The organism is Adhaeribacter terreus (assembly GCF_042657365.1).
Taxonomy (GTDB): domain Bacteria; phylum Bacteroidota; class Bacteroidia; order Cytophagales; family Hymenobacteraceae; genus Adhaeribacter_A; species Adhaeribacter_A terreus.
Window position 1 is genome coordinate 25,559 of record NZ_JBHSKT010000014.1, and the last position, 16,398, is coordinate 41,956.

Below are 16,398 nucleotides of genomic sequence, written 5' to 3' on the forward strand. Positions count from 1 at the left end.
GAAATTTTATAATTCGCCTTTCAGGATTTTCTTCGCCAGAGCTATTTCTTCTGAACTGATGGTATGCTGTCGTCCCACGTAGATCTTTTTAGTAACATGCGCGCCTTTTTCAGTCAGAATGGCTACCGTTTCTTCTACCCGGCTTACCGGCACATGCGGATCCGGATTGCCGGTGGTTATTAAAACGGGCGTGCCTACAAAATTTCCCTGATAATTACTTAAATCTATTTGCTGCCCGATCAATCCGCCGGTTAAGATACAAAGTCCGCCAAAACGCTGCGCATTTCTAGTGGCAAATTCAGCCGTTAAACAGGCCCCCTGCGAAAAACCTAACAGATAAATATGCTCGCTGCCAATTCCCTGGCTTTTAATATTTTCTACCGTTTCTGATAGCAACTCTAAAGCAGAATTCAGGGCCGGCTGGTTATGTTCGGAAGGCGCCATAAAACTGTACGGATACCAGCTGTTTTGCGTAGCCTGCGGTGCGTAAAGCGTAAAATCTGCCACGTCCAGTTCTGCAGCCAGCGAAAAAATACTGGCTGCCGTTGCTCCCCTCCCATGCACCATAATAAGCGCTTTGCCCGTTTCAGAAAGCGGCTTTCCCTGCATTTTAATATTTTTTGCGTGCGTGTACATGCGTAGTTAAAGTTAGGATATTAACGTTTGAAGAAACTTAATTCAATTTTGGCAACACGTTTTCAATTTCGGAACGGCGCGGTTCGTATTGCGGTGGCAGCATTAAATTTGTGCCTAATTCTTCTAACTTTTCATCTACCATAAAACCCGGATTATCGGTTGCGATCTCGAAAAGTACGCCGCCCGGTTCCCGAAAATACAACGAATAGAAATAATTCCGGTCTATTTTATTGGTGATGTTCAGGCCGCGGCTCGCAATTTTATCATGGAATTTCATGAGCGTATCTTCATCTTTCACCCGAAACGCAACGTGATGCACCGTGCCGCCAGCCCCGTTACCCCTATCTTCGTTCGGCAATTCTACCAGATCAATAAGATTGGCGCTTTCTACAGCATCGGTGGCATAACGGTAGCGGTTTCCGCTTTGCTCCAGCAGTTTGTAACCGAAAATTTCTGTCATGATCTCGGCCGTTGGTTTTACATCTTTCAGCGTTAGGGTTATATTATGAAAACCGCGTAAGGCAACATCTGCTTTTACCTCACTGGTTTCCCATGGTTTGCGCAGATCGTCCGTTTTCGGAATGACTAATTCCAGTTTTAAACCATCCGGATCGAGAAAAGTCAGGTATTTCTCACCGAATTTTTCAGACGGTTTATTATAAATTACATTATACTGCTCAAAGCGTTTCAGCCAGAAATCAAAGCTTCCTTCGGGCACGGCATAGCCAATTTCGGTAGCCATACCGGTTCCTTTTCTTCCTTGCCGGATTCCTTCCCAGGGAAAAAAGGTAAGAATAGTGCCTGCACTGCCGGTTTCGTCGCCGTAATAAAAATGATAGGTGCCCGGGTCATCGAAATTCACGGTCTTTTTAAGCAGGCGTAAACCCAAGACCTTGGTATAAAAATCTAAATTCTTTTTGGCCATTCCGGCTATTGCCGTCATGTGATGCAGGCCTAAGATTCGCGTTTCCATGTGTAGTTAGTTTTTAATGCTAAATCAATACCGTTTTAAATAAAAATGAGTAACAGCCGCGCACTAAAATATGCCGGCCGTTACTCATTTTTTTCAGGTTAAATTTAACCTTGTTTTATCAATTGCACTTCGGCCTGCAATTTAATTTCATCGCTTACCACCACGCTGCCAGCTTCGGTTACTGCGTTCCAGGTTAACCCGAATTCTTTACGACTGATCTTACCCGTTACGGTAAAACCGGCTTTGGTCTGGCCATACGGATCTACCACAATGCCGCCAAATTCCACATCTACAGTTACTGGTTTGGTGATGCCTTTTATGGTCAGGTCGCCGTGCAGTTTGTAATCGTTGCCGCCCACGTTTTCGTATTTGCTGGAAACGAAGCGCACTTCGCCGTGCTTTTCTGCGTCGAAGAAATCGCCGGATTTCAAGTGCGTATCGCGTTGCTCGTTGTTCGTGCTGATCGAATCTACATCGGCAGTAAACACCACACTTTTCGCGCTTTTAAACGCATCGTCTTCGGTCTCCGCTTCGATGTTGAATTTCTGAAAATACCCGGTTACCGTGGTAATCATCAGATGTTTTACTTTAAACTGAATTTCGCTGTGCATCGGGTCGGAAACCCATTTTACGTTTGCCATGATCTGATTTTTTAAGTTTAAATGAATTGATTCTTTAATTTATGAAATCTCAAATGTTGAAATGACAATACAAATGTACATACATTTAATGTATATACATATATAAATCAGAAAAGATTCAAAAATAATTTCCGGTACGAGGTCAGGTTTAAATTTCGAGCCCGCTTTTGCATTTTATCGATCTGCACTCCTACTGATTCCAGAAAAATAAGTTTCTATAGCGCACTGGTTTCCTGAACTTTACAATCAAACACATTTCGCCTGTTTTTTGAAGACTTCTTCGTGGTCTGTTTTTTGCTGAAAAGGAAAACGCTAAAACTGCTTCGGATTTTCTGTTTTTTTCAGACTGAACTCACTCTTTTTCCAGCATCAATTCAGAGGATTCCGAAGCGCTATTTCTCATTTATTGTGCGATTTCCTATGAAAAAAAATTTCAGGTTCCTGATGCTGGGTATCCTTTTTCTGGCAAGCAGTTGTTCTTCCGTTTACATGCCCAATACGCCCAATACGCCCATGCTAAGCGCCAAAGGCGAACTTTACAGCGGCGGACATATCAACCTGAAAGGCAACGCCAGTTTTACTTCGGCATATGCCGTTTCCGAACATATCGGGATCATGGCTAACGGCTCTTTCATGAACCAGAACCGCGATAAAAAGGCTTTCCGGCACAATATTCTCGAGGCCGGCGGCGGCTATTTTACCACTTTCGGCGAAAAGAACAACCGCGTGCTGGAAATTTACGGCGGTCTGGGCCGGGGCAACAGCGATATAACGTACCGCAAAAAAACAGAAACCGGTTACCAATCTTACGACCGCCAGGAAATTACGCTGAATAAAGTTTTTGTGCAGGTAAATTTCAGCAAGAAAAAAACGGAATCGTTTCGGTTATTCGGCCGCACTTTTCCGCTTAATTATGGTACCGCTTTGCGCGCCAGCTACGTGAACATGGGCGAATTTATCCGCAACGACGTGAAGCAAACCACCGAAGACAACATTTTCCTGGAGCCGATCTTCTTCACCCGCGTGTTGCTTACACCCGCCGTACAACTGCAACACAACAGCGGCTGGAATTTTGGGTTGAAGAACCGCGATTATTTAACGGCCGGTAATTCTGTTTCTAGCCTGGGTATTATTATAAATGTAGGCGGCAAAAACCTGCGAAAAGGAACCAGACGATAAAATAATTTGCGGCTATTGCGTTGGTAAAGGCTTTTACTTTTGCTGCTTAAAAACATAGCGTTTTAACTTACCTGCTGCATCTTCCGGCGGCATGCCCGGTAATTGATTCGCAGTTATTTCTTCGGCTCCAATTTCCATTTCAAAGTCCTTAAAATAAACTTCCGAAAGATCGGCAGCGGGAAAGATCAGGAAATTGTTGTGCTTTTTGTTTAGCTGCAATTGCGTAATGCGCAGGCTGTAAATCGGGTGAAATAATTCCAGATTACCAGAGCCTATACTTCTGAAATAAGCTTCGCCTTGCGCGTTCGTGGTTACTTTTTCTTTGCCCAAACGGCAGGTAACGTAAGCATAAGGTCGGTTTTCTGCATCACTGATCTTGATCTTTATTCCCTGGCTATTCCGGGCATCGCTTTGTATCAAAATAAAATCAGAGCGCGGTTGCGAATGGTGGCTGCTTAACAAAATTCTGGTACCATCTGTTTTCCAAGTGCCTTTTCCCCATTTATCGGCAGCGCCGTACGTGAACATGTATTCAAACGTTTTATCCGCTTTAAATTCGAAACCGGCAGCAGTTTCCATTACGCCCTGCAACATATATACGCCATCCACTTCGCTCTCCGAATTTGTTTGCGCATACCCTATTCGCCCCAAAAACAAGGTAAAAATGAAGATGCTCCATAAATAATAAAGCTTGTTCATAAGATTCAGCTAAAATTCTCAGCCGGGCTGCAAACGAATTCGTTGAGTAAATTGTTCTATCTTTAACCAAAATAACCAAGGCTTGTTTGCAGAAATGCTAAAAAAAACGTTGCCGGTTATTCCTTTAAAAATTAAAATATCAACAATGAAAGTAGAGATCTGGTCAGATGTGGTTTGTCCGTTTTGTTATATCGGGAAACGCAAATTCGAAGCGGCTTTAGAAGATTTTCCGCATAAAGATGAAGTAGAAATTGAGTGGCGCAGTTTCCAGCTCGATCCGGATTGTAAACCGACTCCGGGCACCAGCGTGCACGAATATCTGGCGAAACGCAAAGGCGTGAGCGTGGAAGAAGGCAAACGCATGAACGATTACATGGCCGGTATGGCGAAGGAAGTTGGTTTAAATTACGATTTCAACAACGCGAAAATTGCCAATACCCTGGATGCGCACCGCGTTTTACATTTCGCCAAAGAATACGGCAAACAAAATGAGCTGAAAGAAAAATTGTTTGCCGCTTATTATACCGAAGGCAAAAGCATTGGCGATGCCGAATCGCTGGCGCAGATTGCAGAAACGGTAGGCTTAGACGGGGAAAAAGTAAAAGCCATGCTCCAAACCGATCAGTATAATGATGCGGTGTTGCAGGATAATTACGAAGCGCAACAGGTTGGCGCCCGCGGCGTGCCGTTTTTCGTGTTCAATAACCGCTATGCCATTTCCGGCGCGCAGCCAACCGAACTTTTCCTGCAAACCTTAGAGCGCACCTGGGACGAAACTGAAAAACCGAAACCCACTCCTATTCAAGGCGATCCGAATGCAAACGCCTGCGATATTGATGGCAGCAATTGCTAAGTAGTTCATACATTCAAACCGCAGAAATTCAGGTTTAACTGAGATTTCTGCGGTTTTTCTTTTTTATAAAAACGTCTAAAAAACGCTATGGTTTTGGCTTGGAAAAGTGTTTTACCAAAAGTTTCTCTTATGTCAGATTTTTTACAAAAAGCCGCTGATCCGAACCAAAGCCAGATCGAAAATCTGGAAAAGGAAATTGCTCAGCTGGAGAAAGAACTGGCGACAGCAGAAACGGAACTGAATATTTTCTCCGCGCAACTTCGCTCGCAATTGCTTCCGCAAATAATGCGTATTCAGGAACTAACGGCCATTTACAAAAAACTGAAAGCCGATAAAAAAGCCAAACGCCTGGAGCAAAAAAAGAAAGGCAAAAATTACAAAGAGCCCATTAGTTTAAAACAAACGAATCAAAACGTTGCTCAAACTTCGAAACCGCAGCCCGCTGATCAACAGGAATTGAAAAAGTTGTATAAAGAAGCGATCCGGCATGTGCACCCCGATAAATTTGCCGGCGAAGACACTTCCAAAACCGAACGCGCCACGGAAATAACCATGCAGCTGAATGATTATTACGAAAGCGGCGATCTGGAAGAACTGAAAGGCTTTTACGAGTATATTATCAGCGGGAACGCTATGTCGCACGTTCCTTACCAACCCGAAACAATTACCGATCCGGCAGCTTTACTTATTTACCTCCGCAAAAAACAGGAAGAACTTTTCAAAGCTTTACAGGAATTAAAATCATCGGAGCTTTACCATGTACTGCATACCTATCCGGAGCCGCTTGCTTTTGTCCATGAGCTTCGGCAGCAATTCGAACACAAGATCCAGCAACTTCAAAAACGCACCCGCAAAGCAAAAATTTGAACTTTGGTTTTGAGTAAGTTTGGTTTTAGTACCACATTTCAAAGCGAAAAACGCTATGGTTTTAGCAGTAAAAAGTGCGTTGTAAGCGAATACATTATTCCCAAATGTTACGCTTAAACATTAACCGTTTATAGTAGTTTGTTTTTAGTTGGAAAATACAATTTGAGCCTTTTTCCTGAAGTTGAAATGCAAAAAAAACACGACCAACCGAAGATATTTGGGCACCGCGGCGCAGCAGGTCTGGAATTTGAAAATACCCTTGCGAGCATAAAAAAAGCCATAGATTTGGGCGTAGCTGCCATCGAAATTGACGTCTGGCAAACCACCGATCACGAGATCGTGGTTTTTCATGATGCTTACCTCGATCGGCTAACCCATGCAAGTGGCTTTATTTCAGAATTAAGTTATGCAAAACTGAAAAGCATACCCTTGAAAAACGGGGCTGAAATACCAACGCTACAAGCTGTAATTGAACTGGTAAAACCTTATAAAATTCCATTGCTGGTAGAAGTAAAAGCCGAAAATGCTTTCGCAAAAACGCTCGAAATCCTTGAATCGAAACTGCCATATTCTGACTTTATGATCGGCTCTTTTTACCACCAGCAGATCATGGAATTGAAAAGGCAAAACCCGGAATTACAAACTGCGATCATGTTCGAATGCGTACCGGCCTTTCTGGAAGATTACCTGCAAACAGTAAACCCAGATTACGTAGTTACGGCCATTGAAACGCATAATTCTTATCTGGTTGAAACCGTAAAAGCCCAAAACCGCAAACTTCTTTTTTACACAGTAAACCTGGAACAGGAAATTACGCTCGCCTTAAAAGCAGAACCTTACGGCATCATCACCAATTTCCCTGACCGGTTGCTAAAAGTAGTTAATGACCTATGAGTTTAGGAGCCATTTTTCCTACCGTTTTCGGAATTGCTTTTCTGTTTTTGCAGCCATATTTCACAGAAGTGGAAACAAGCGAAATTCCGCTTTGGCTTAAAGTTACTTACACGTTGTTTGTAGCGGTTCTGGTGCCGGTTTACTGGAAGAAATGGGGCGTCGCAAATTTCCTTTGGTTCTCGGATGTGGCTTTGTTTGTAATGCTGGCTGCCGTCTGGCTCGAAAGCAGTTTGCTGGCCAGTATGATGGGCGTAGCCGTTTTAATTCCGGAAATTGTCTGGAATGTAAGTTATTTTGTACGGCTTTTGACCGGCATAAGAATTTTAAGTCTCACCGATTATATGTTCGACAGCTCAAAATCACTTTTCCTGCGTGCTTTGTCGTTATTTCACGTGATCTTGCCGCCGCTTATTATCTGGATGATCTGGAAAACGGGTTTCCACGAAAATGCTTTCTGGTACCAGGTTTTGTTTGGCTGGACCGTTTTACTCATCACGTATTTGTTCACTGATCCCGCCGAAAACATCAATATGGTATTCGGGTCCGGAGCAAAACCGCAAACCAAACTGAATCCGAAACTTTATTTGCTCTTCGTATTACTTGGTTTTACGCTCGGAATTTACCTTCCGGCGTATTTAATATTGCGGCTTATTTTCTGAATTTAAGCCAGTAATTCCAGCACTTTCCGGATATAATTCCCCAAAAAACGGTAGGATTTCCGGGTTAAAAAGTCATAAAAAATGTGAACAGTGTTTCTTACGATGCTTTGCCTTTGCGTAATTCCAGCACGGTAATTTCCGGCCATATTCCTACTCTTCCTGAAAAACCAATAAAACCAAAACCACGGTTCACGTACAGCATTTTACCGGCTTCTTCAGTTAGCCCGGCCCAGGTTTTATAGCGAAACTGTGCCGGACTCCATTTAAACAGCGGCGTTTCAACCCCAAACTGCATGCCGTGGGTGTGGCCGCTCAAGGTTAAATGCACGTGTTTGTCATGGTGTTTTACCACTTCCTCCCAATGCGTTGGGTCGTGGCTTAACAGAATTTTAAAAGCATCCGGAGCTACATTTGCCAGCGCTTCGTCCAGATCACCGATCTGAATAAAGCCTTTGCCCCAATTTTCCACCCCGATCAGCGATAATTTATCACCACCTTTTTCAATTGTAACGGCTTCGTCCAGCAGCAATTTATAACCTATATCGGCGTGATGGTTCTTCAGTTCCTGCAGATTCTTTGCTTTCGCTTCCTCGCTGGGCCATTGCACATACATACCATAATCGTGGTTTCCCAACACTGAAAACTGTCCGAATGGCGCTTTTAATTGTTTGAAATGATTGATATAAGGTACTACTTCCGGCGCATGATCGTTCACTAGGTCGCCGGTAAATACAAAAAGGTCAGAATTTTGCGCTTTCGCCAGGTCTACGCCGCGTTGCACAGCTTCCGGATCATCAAAACTACCAGCGTGAATATCGGAAAGCTGCGTAATCTTAAAGCCATCGAAAGCGGCAGGCAGGTCTTCGAAAAAAAGCGTGTGCCGGTGCACCGTGTACTGATATTTGCCTTTCACCATTCCATATAAAAAGGAAGCAAACGGAATAGAAGCCAGGATCAAGGCAGACTGGCTCACAAATTTCCGGCGGCTCGGCATGAGTTTTTCTTCCGATTCAGTTTCGCTGAACAATTGCTTAATTAACCGGAAAAGTGCTATGCCGGTACGTACCAAATCTTCGCCAAAAAGCACCAGTATAAAAACCAGCTTGGTTACAAAAAAAGCCAGGAACAGGTTCATCACCCATTTCATAAAAACGCTGGCTTCGCCGGTAGAAAAGCGCTGGTAAACAACTATGGTGAAACAAATATTGAAAGCGAGGAAGAAGATCCAGTAACCCCAGCGCACCGATTTCTGCAGTTTTGCAGATTTCCAACCGGCCGAAATTCTTTTAATTCCCTGGTAAACGTAAAAATCGAAAAGGAGGGCTATAACCCCAAAAAGCATTATAAATCGACGCATCAAGAAGCTTCTTTAAAATTTCACCATTCCAGTTCGCAGCCAGACTAGCGGCAAACCGGTACCGGAGTTCAAAAGTACAATAAATATGGCTGAACTGAATTGCTGGAAGAGAAACGTTCTCCAGTAAGGATTCTTGCGTGAAGAACGCAATTCAATTCTGCAGGTTCATGTTTAGCAAAAGTAAATCTTCCGCGTTGCTTATGGATTATCTATCGCTAAATGCATTGTCATTTGCCTTTACATCGTAGTGCATAGAAACAGTTTGAAACCTGCTGAAAGCAATAAGCCTCCACAAGAAGGAGGCTTATTGCTTTAGAAAAGTATGAAACGAATGCCTTTAAGCAACTTTCATCAGTTTCGGTTCTTCAGGAGTTTTAACGGCTTCTACCCTAGCGTTTTCTGTTGGCCTGATGATCATGCGCATGGCCTGGTCTTTGGTGAAGTAGGCGATCATCCAGTTATACAGCGTTTTTACGCGGTTCGGAACGGTAATTAACGAAACTAAATGCACGAACAGCCACATAAACCAGGCAATAAATCCGCTGAAATGCAGCTTCGGTTTAGGCAGATCGGCTACGGCTTTTTTCCGACCGATGATTGCCATGGAACCTTTATCGTGGTAAGCAAAAGGCTTCAAAGGTTTGTTTTTCTGCATTGCTTTTAAGTTCTGCGCCAGTAATTTTCCGTGCTGAATAGCAACCTGCGCCACCTGCGGATGGCCGTTCGGAAAATTCTGATCGGAAGTCTGCAAGGCAATATCGCCGATGGCGAAAATGTTTTCGGTGCCTTCCACTTTATTAAATGCATTTACCAAAAGTCTTCGACCACGACCGTAACTTTCCAGCGGAATGCCATCCGTCATTTTGCCGGTAACGCCCGCTGCCCAGATCAGAATTTTGGTTTCAATGGTTTCGCCGTCGGCAAAAGTTACGAGGTCGTTTTCGTAGTTAATTACCTGCTTGTTGTATTTCACGTCCACGCCCAGTTCTACCAAAGAATCGTGGGTGTATCTTTGAGAAGCTTTACTCATGGGTGCCAACACGCTCGGTCCACCATCTACCAGATAGATTTTGCTTTCCAGGCCCGTTAGTTCCGGGTAATCTTTCAGGCCAATATTTTTGCGCATTTCCGCTAACATACCGGCCACTTCCACGCCCGTCGGACCGCCACCGGCTACCACAATGGTAGTCAGTTTGCGTCTTTCGTCTTCGTTTGTGGTAAGAGTGGCTTCTTCGGACTTTTGCAGCATGAAATTGCGCAGGTTAATAGCGTCGTGCAGGGTTTTCATGGGCTGCGCGTTCTTCCGGATGTTTTCGATGCCGAAATAATTCGTTTCGGTACCGGTGGCCATTACCAGATAATCGTAGCTTAGTTCGCCGTTATTCAGCACAATTTTGTTTTCGCCCGGAACCAATTTCAGCAATTCGCCCAGGCGGAAATTTACGTTCTCTTTGCCCTGCAGCAACTTCCGGAACGGATACGAAATATTGGAAACCTCCAGGAAACCGGTAGCTACCTGATACAGCAGCGGCGGAAAGAAATTATAGTTGTTCTTATCGACCAGCGTCACCTTAAAATCAGCGTTGCCGGACAGGTTATTTGCCAGGTTTACGCCCGCAAAACCACCCCCAATAATTACGATCTTTTTCATAATTTTATAATGTTAAAGCCTGCCGCTTTTGTCAGGTTTTCTGGCAGCCGGCCGGCAATTCATGTACGTACACGAATAACAAAAACCGGGCCCTAAATCGTTTAATTTACAGCTATTTTTTCTTCGGAATTCAGGGTTAAAAACGCTTTCCCGGCCGGGGTTAAAATACCCAGCAAAAACAGCCGGAAAACCTGATACCGCACTTCAGCTTGCTGGTATTTCGGCACGGGAAAAACTTCCTGATCTACCACCACCGAAAAAGTGGCAATGCACAGGTTCGCCACAATTTCCGGGTTAATATCTTTCCAATAAAAGCCCTGCGCCTTGCCGCGTTTCAGGTTATTAATAAAGTACGGCCGTAGCTCATTATTCAGGTAAGCTTCGAGTTGCTGGTTGGCTTTGGTGTGGTATTTCTGCAGATCGAAGAAAAAAGAAACATTGATTCCGGCCACTTTTTGGTTGTGTAACCGTAGCGTTTTTACCAGGTCAAGCACGCTGTTTTCTTCCTCCTCTTCCGGTTTGATTTTTACTTCCTCCAGAAATTCATTCAGCGCCGCTTCCACCAATTGGTCTTTATTCTCGAACCACTGGTAAATCGTTTTTTTAGAAGCCCCGATTTCCTGCGCCACCGTATCCATGGAAATGCTTTTTATGCCGTAGCGGCAGTACAGGTTAAAAGCGGTATTTAATATCTTTTCTTTCATTTTTTTAACTTCCTCTTTTGGATGATTTCCAAGTTTCTGAGGTTTTGTATTTGAGTTTTTCGGCTTATACCCCTAGCGGTTTGATTTTCAAATTCTGTCATCCTGAGCGCTAGCGAAGGATCTTGTCGGCGGCAAGCAGTTTTTTTTGCTAAAGGGTATAGCGTTTTTATTTTTTCGACATCCCGAACGAAGTTGAGGGGACTTATAAAGCCGCATTTGAGAGTTTTTCGTCCTATCCCACTAGCGTTTTTCCCGTCATCTCGACGTCAGTTGAGATCTCATCGGGTTGGTAGTAAATTTGGCTACAGAGTTTTTCGCCTTATACCCTAGTGTTATTGAAACCCCTTCTCTGCTAAACTTCGAGCTTTCGATTTTTATAGGCAATTTTCTCCCTCGAGCCGGGCGGCTTCGTTTCTCTTTGTAGCAGGCTTTTTATCTATAGTAGCGTTTCAGGAAACGCTGCGCTGGCTATATCGTGAAAGGATAATTGCAAAATCAGATATGCGTAAATCTACCACCCTACCCCATCTATCTTACAGGGGACCTGCTGCTCTCCTTGTCGTGACTTTCAGAGCCTTTAGGCATAGCGTTTTGCCTTCACCAGAAATCATATCAATCCTACAAATCACAGTTCAGACAAAATCACATAAATCCTAATAATCCCAAAAATCACAGGTCATACTTTAGCTTCCTATACAGACAAAAAAAGAGGCAGATCTCAAAAGGAAACCTGCCGCTTGCTATCATCATCATCAAAATGTAAGAGCTGTTTTCTTAGTGTACATGCGCCAGGTTTTTCTCGCCGTGTACATGATCTTCGTGCTCCAGTTTTTCCAACGGGGTATCTTCCAGCTCTATTTTCGTAGACTTGTCCAGGCCAAACTTCGCCAGAATCCGGTCGAAGATGTAGTAGATAATTGGTACCACTATCAGGGTTAAGAACATCGAGGAAGTCAGACCTCCGATCAGCGCCCATGCCAGACCGTTTTTGGAAGCAGCTACCGCACCACCGGCCAACGCGATCGGCAACATACCTATCACCATTGCTAAAGTGGTCATCAAAATCGGACGGAAACGGATCCGGATCGCTTCAACCAAGGCATCTTTTACCGGCACGCCTTCCGCTTTCAAGCTGTTTGTGAAATCGACCACCATAATGGCGTTTTTCGCAACCAGACCGATCATCATGATAATACCCAGGATCGAGAATATACTCAGCGTTTCGGCGGCCAAAGCCAAGGCTAATAAAGCTCCGATGATCGCCAGCGGAATGGAGAACAGTACTACGAACGGATACACGTACGAATCGTAAAGCGCCACCATGATCAGGTACATGAAAATGATGGAAGAAAGCAAGGCAATTCCCAGGGTACCAAAACCTTCGCTCTGGTTTTTCAGGTTACCTTCGTAGCTCACGGTTACGCCTTTCGGCACGTTCACTTTCGCCATACGTTCCTGAATTTCAGCACCTACGGTACCGGTCGGGCGACCAACAACCTGCGAGTTCACGTTCACGGAAGTTACCCGATTTGTACGCTCCAGTTTAGAAGGTCCGGAAGATTGTTTAATATCCGCGAACTGACCTAGTCGCACCACTTGCCCCTGGTTGTTCACGAAGGAAAGGTTGGCAATGTCGGTTACGTTTTTGCGGTCAAATTCATCGAGGCGAATGTTGATGTCGTAGTTGTTATTGCCATCGCGGTATTCAGCATCAGTGTTGCCACTGAAAGCCACCTGCATACCGGCACCCACGCTTTCTAAAGTCAAACCTAAGCTCGCCATTTTGGTACGATCTACCTGCACATTAATTTCCGGGTTACCGCCTTCTACAGAAGTTTCCACATCAGAAGTTCCCTGCACCTGCACCACTTCGCCCATCACTTTTTGCGAGAAATGCATGAGCGTATCGAGGTTCGGACCAGAAAGCAGGATCTGGATCGGCGCTTGCGAGCTACCCACCATACCCACCGGAACAGGCGTAATTTTCACACCCGGAATCAGTTCTTCCACTTCGGCTTTCACCATGCGGCTGAATTTATCGGTACTGAAATCACGTTTCCGTACATCAACCAGTGCCACAAATATTTCCGATTCATACGCCGCGCCTTGTCCCTGCTGGGAAGCGGAAGTGGCGCCTACGGTAGTGAACACGCGGGTAATTTCCGGGTACTTTTGCAGGTAGTTTTCAACTTTGGCCGTAGCCTGGTTTGTTTGTTCTACGGTTGCATTTTTCGGTAATTCCAGCTGGAAGTTCACTTCACCTCTATCGCCGGCACCAATAAATTCGCTCCCGATAAAACCACCCGGCACCAACGAAACTGCCCCAATAAAGGCCGCTAACGTTAAGCCCAACACGATCAGTTTATGACCGAAAGCCCAGCGCAATACGCTCGTAAAACCATCAATCACGCGATCCAGGAATCGTTCGAAAGCCAGGATAAAGCGACCGAAAATATTCTTATCCGAGAGGTGCTCTAACTTCGAGAAACGGCTGGCTAAAAGCGGAATCAGGGTAAAGGCTACGAACAAAGAGATCATGGTCGCAACGGCAACTACAACGGCAAACTGACGGAGAATATCCGAAACCAAACCGGTAGAAAGCGCCAGCGGCACGAACACCACTACAATTACGAGTGTAATGGAAGTTACCGTAGCAGCAATTTCCCGGATACCATCATATGCAGCCTGCGCCGGTTTTTTGCCCATTTCCATATGGCGGTAAATGTTTTCAATTACCACAATGGCATCATCCACCAGAATACCAACTACCAGCGAGATCGCCATCAAACTCATTAAGTTTAGCGAATACCCGAACAGGTACATAGCAATGAAAGTAGCTACCAACGAGGCCGGAATGGAGATCATTACAATGATCGCGTTCCGCAGGGAGTGTAAGAATAACAGCATTACCACCGCTACCAGAATTACCGCCAAAGCCAAATCGTGAATTACCGAATCAGCAGCTTCAAGGGTAAACACCGAAGTATCGTTGGCGATATTGAATTTCAGACCGATGTCGGCGTAGGTTTTTTCGAGTTGCGCGAGCGTTAATTTGGTTTGATCACTCACTTCCACGGCGTTCGCATCCGACTGTTTCTGGATGGTAATACCCACGGAAGGTTTGGAATTGATGCGGCTCAACACATCGGTATCTTTCTGCGAATCCTGCACTTCGGCAAGGTCACTTAAGCGTACGGTTCCTCTGGCATCGTCGCGGATTACCAAAGCGCGTAACTGATCCAGGGAAACGAATTTACCGGCTAAACGGATCTGGGTCTGGCCTTCGGCGTCTTTAATTTCGCCGGTCGGAAAGTCTAAGTTCGAGCTGCGAATGGTTTGCATTACCTGCAAAATAGAAATGCCGTAAGCTTCCAGTTTGTTCGCATCGATGTTCACTTTTACTTCGCGTTCCTGACCACCCAGAATTTTGATCTGAGCCACCCCTTGAGCGCGCGAAAGTTGCGGTTTGATCTGCTTATCGATCAGATCGTAGAATTCGGTAGCCGGCATGTTTGCGGTGGCCCCCATTTTCATGATCGGCAGGTCGTCGAAGTCGAATTTACCCAAAGAAGGTGGATCGGCATCATCGGGCAAACGCGATAAAATGGCGTTCACTTTCCGTTGCGCATCCTGCAAACTCAGGTCCACATCGGTGCCTTGGTTCAGCTCAATTACAATGATCGAAAAGCTTTCCTGCGAGGTACTTTTAATGTTCTTTACGTTCTCCAGCGAAGAAACCGCATCTTCAATTTCTTTCGTTACCGAGTTCTCCACTTCCGAAGGCGAAGCGCCCGGATACAGCGTGGTAATGGTAAGAACCGGCGGGCTGAACTTTGGTAACAACTCGTAATTCAGGCTGTTGTAGCTTACAATACCCAGCAAAGTGAGCACCGTAAATACCACCACTACAATTGTAGACCGCTGGATGGATATTTTGGTTATGTTCATTTTATTGTAGTCTTATTTTTGACCTTATTTTTTTTTGTCCTTTTGAAAGAGAGGATTTATTTCTGAGGATTTTCCTGCGGAGGATTCTCCCCTTGAGGGGAGTTAGAGGGGTGTTTTTCTAAATGCGATCACACCCCTCTGGCTCCCCTCAAGGGGAGAGTATCAGATAATTTGAAAATCCTCCCCCTACCCCCTCCAAAGGGAGACTTTCCCTCCGGCTTCCTAATCTGAAAACGCTAGGGTTTCAGGCCTTGAAAGTCATGGAATTAAAACGCAGGAATTAGATGGCCTGTACTTTGGCGCCGTCTACTAAATTAATCTGCCCGCTGCGTACAATCTTCTCGCCGGGTTTTACACCTTCCACAATTTCCACCTGGTCCTGAGTTACGGTGCCGGCTTTTACTTTTTTAAGTTTTGCAACGCCGTTCTCAACCACGAAAACCGCCGGATCCTGAATACCACCTACAATGGCTTCGCGCGGAATTAAAAGCGCATCGCGTTGCTCGGCGATCTGGAAGTTAGCGGTGCCGTACATACCGGCGCGCAGACTGTTTTTCTCCGGATTTTTCACTTCAATTTCCACGTCGTATTTCAGAGCGTTGGTGGCTTGCGCGGCAATGGCGGTTACGGTACCTTCGTAGTTTTTAGTGGCGTCAACGTCGGCTTTCACGGTTACTTTCTGGCCTTCGTTTATCAATAAAACCTGGCTTTCATCCACCTGAATTTTCAGTTTCAGTTTGTCCACGTTCACGATGTCGTAAAGCTTGGTGCCCATGTTCAGGAACGAACCAACTTCAATATAGATCTCGTTTATTTCGCCGGAAATTGGCGCGGTAATGCGGGTTTTGTTCAGGCGCTGACGGGCTGCTACCAATTGTGCTTCGGTTACTTTCACGTTCAGGCGGGCATCTTCCAGCTGGCGTTTGGTAATAGCTTCGCCGGAAGCCAGGTTTTCGAAACGGCCCAGATCGCGCTTGGCTTTTTCAAAGTTGGCCTGGGCAGTTGCCAGATCAGCAGACATGGTGTTAGCTTCAACCTGAACCAGCAATTCGCCGGCGCGCACTTTATCGCCTTTGCGTTTCAACACTTTTAGCACCTGGCCGCTGGTTTCAGATAATAAGGTAAGCGAGTTCTGCGGCGCAAAATTTCCCTGCGCGGTAAACGATTTATCGAGACGGCCCACTTTTGGTTCTGTAATGGCTACCGAAATGGCAGTACTTTTAATTTCTGACACCGCTGCTTTGGCAGCCAGCTCTTTCTTGTTCGTGGTAAGTTTATAATAAATGCCTCCGGCTACGATAACGGCTAGAAGAATATAGATCAGTTTTTTCATTTTG

General features: G+C 45.1%; 14 protein-coding genes. 5 read left to right on the forward strand and 9 right to left on the reverse strand.

Translation table 11 applies throughout. The features are described from left to right. Positions 1–6: 6 nt before the first annotated feature. The 3 genes from ACFPIB_RS16755 to ACFPIB_RS16765 form a co-directional block, all read right to left on the reverse strand. A complete protein-coding gene (locus ACFPIB_RS16755) occupies positions 7–636 on the reverse strand; it encodes an alpha/beta hydrolase (protein WP_378018625.1) in 630 nt (209 codons plus the stop codon). Between the two features lie 37 nt (positions 637–673). After that, positions 674–1,609, reverse strand: a complete 936-nt coding sequence (locus ACFPIB_RS16760) for a ring-cleaving dioxygenase (RefSeq protein ID WP_378018626.1) — start codon at positions 1,607–1,609, stop codon at positions 674–676. A 104-nt stretch (positions 1,610–1,713) separates the two neighbouring features. Beyond that, positions 1,714–2,250 (reverse strand): YceI family protein, encoded by a 537-nt coding sequence (locus tag ACFPIB_RS16765; RefSeq protein WP_378018627.1) that lies wholly within the window; start codon positions 2,248–2,250, stop codon positions 1,714–1,716. A 420-nt stretch (positions 2,251–2,670) separates the two neighbouring features. On the opposite strand from ACFPIB_RS16765, the gene ACFPIB_RS16770 reads away from it, so the two are divergent. Continuing rightward, positions 2,671–3,429, forward strand: coding sequence for a hypothetical protein (locus tag ACFPIB_RS16770; protein ID WP_378018628.1), 759 nt, complete (start codon positions 2,671–2,673; stop codon positions 3,427–3,429). Between the two features lie 33 nt (positions 3,430–3,462). Here ACFPIB_RS16770 and ACFPIB_RS16775 read toward each other — a convergent pair whose 3' ends face one another. Beyond that, positions 3,463–4,128, reverse strand: a complete 666-nt coding sequence (locus tag ACFPIB_RS16775; protein WP_378018629.1) for a hypothetical protein — start codon at positions 4,126–4,128, stop codon at positions 3,463–3,465. Positions 4,129–4,273: 145 nt separating this feature from the next. Between ACFPIB_RS16775 and ACFPIB_RS16780 the strand changes: the two genes are divergently transcribed. The 4 genes from ACFPIB_RS16780 (at position 4,274) to ACFPIB_RS16795 (ending at position 7,401) form a co-directional block, all read left to right on the forward strand. Beyond that, positions 4,274–4,981 (forward strand): DsbA family oxidoreductase, encoded by a 708-nt coding sequence (locus tag ACFPIB_RS16780; protein WP_378018630.1) that lies wholly within the window; start codon positions 4,274–4,276, stop codon positions 4,979–4,981. Positions 4,982–5,110: 129 nt separating this feature from the next. Beyond that, positions 5,111–5,848 (forward strand): hypothetical protein, encoded by a 738-nt coding sequence (locus tag ACFPIB_RS16785; RefSeq protein ID WP_378018631.1) that lies wholly within the window; start codon positions 5,111–5,113, stop codon positions 5,846–5,848. Between the two features lie 186 nt (positions 5,849–6,034). Further along, on the forward strand, positions 6,035–6,742 hold the full coding sequence (locus ACFPIB_RS16790) for a glycerophosphodiester phosphodiesterase (protein ID WP_378018632.1): 708 nt from the start codon (positions 6,035–6,037) through the stop codon (positions 6,740–6,742). Next, complete coding sequence (locus tag ACFPIB_RS16795) at positions 6,739–7,401, forward strand: membrane-associated protein (RefSeq protein ID WP_378018633.1); 663 nt, start codon at positions 6,739–6,741, stop codon at positions 7,399–7,401. Before ACFPIB_RS16790 ends, ACFPIB_RS16795 begins: the two co-directional genes overlap by 4 nt. Before the next feature lie 97 nt (positions 7,402–7,498). Here the strand turns inward: ACFPIB_RS16795 and ACFPIB_RS16800 are convergent, their stop codons facing one another. From ACFPIB_RS16800 to ACFPIB_RS16820, 5 genes are all read right to left on the reverse strand, one after another. Then, complete coding sequence (locus ACFPIB_RS16800) at positions 7,499–8,758, reverse strand: metallophosphoesterase (RefSeq protein WP_378018634.1); 1,260 nt, start codon at positions 8,756–8,758, stop codon at positions 7,499–7,501. A gap of 337 nt (positions 8,759–9,095) precedes the next feature. Next, entirely contained in the window at positions 9,096–10,409 is a 1,314-nt protein-coding gene (locus ACFPIB_RS16805; protein WP_378018635.1) for an NAD(P)/FAD-dependent oxidoreductase, read from the reverse strand. 101 nt (positions 10,410–10,510) lie between these two features. After that, entirely contained in the window at positions 10,511–11,113 is a 603-nt protein-coding gene (locus ACFPIB_RS16810; protein WP_378018636.1) for a TetR/AcrR family transcriptional regulator, read from the reverse strand. Positions 11,114–11,887: 774 nt separating this feature from the next. After that, positions 11,888–15,061, reverse strand: a complete 3,174-nt coding sequence (locus ACFPIB_RS16815) for an efflux RND transporter permease subunit (RefSeq protein ID WP_378018637.1) — start codon at positions 15,059–15,061, stop codon at positions 11,888–11,890. Between the two features lie 280 nt (positions 15,062–15,341). Beyond that, positions 15,342–16,394 (reverse strand): efflux RND transporter periplasmic adaptor subunit, encoded by a 1,053-nt coding sequence (locus ACFPIB_RS16820; protein WP_378018638.1) that lies wholly within the window; start codon positions 16,392–16,394, stop codon positions 15,342–15,344. Positions 16,395–16,398: the final 4 nt, after the last annotated feature.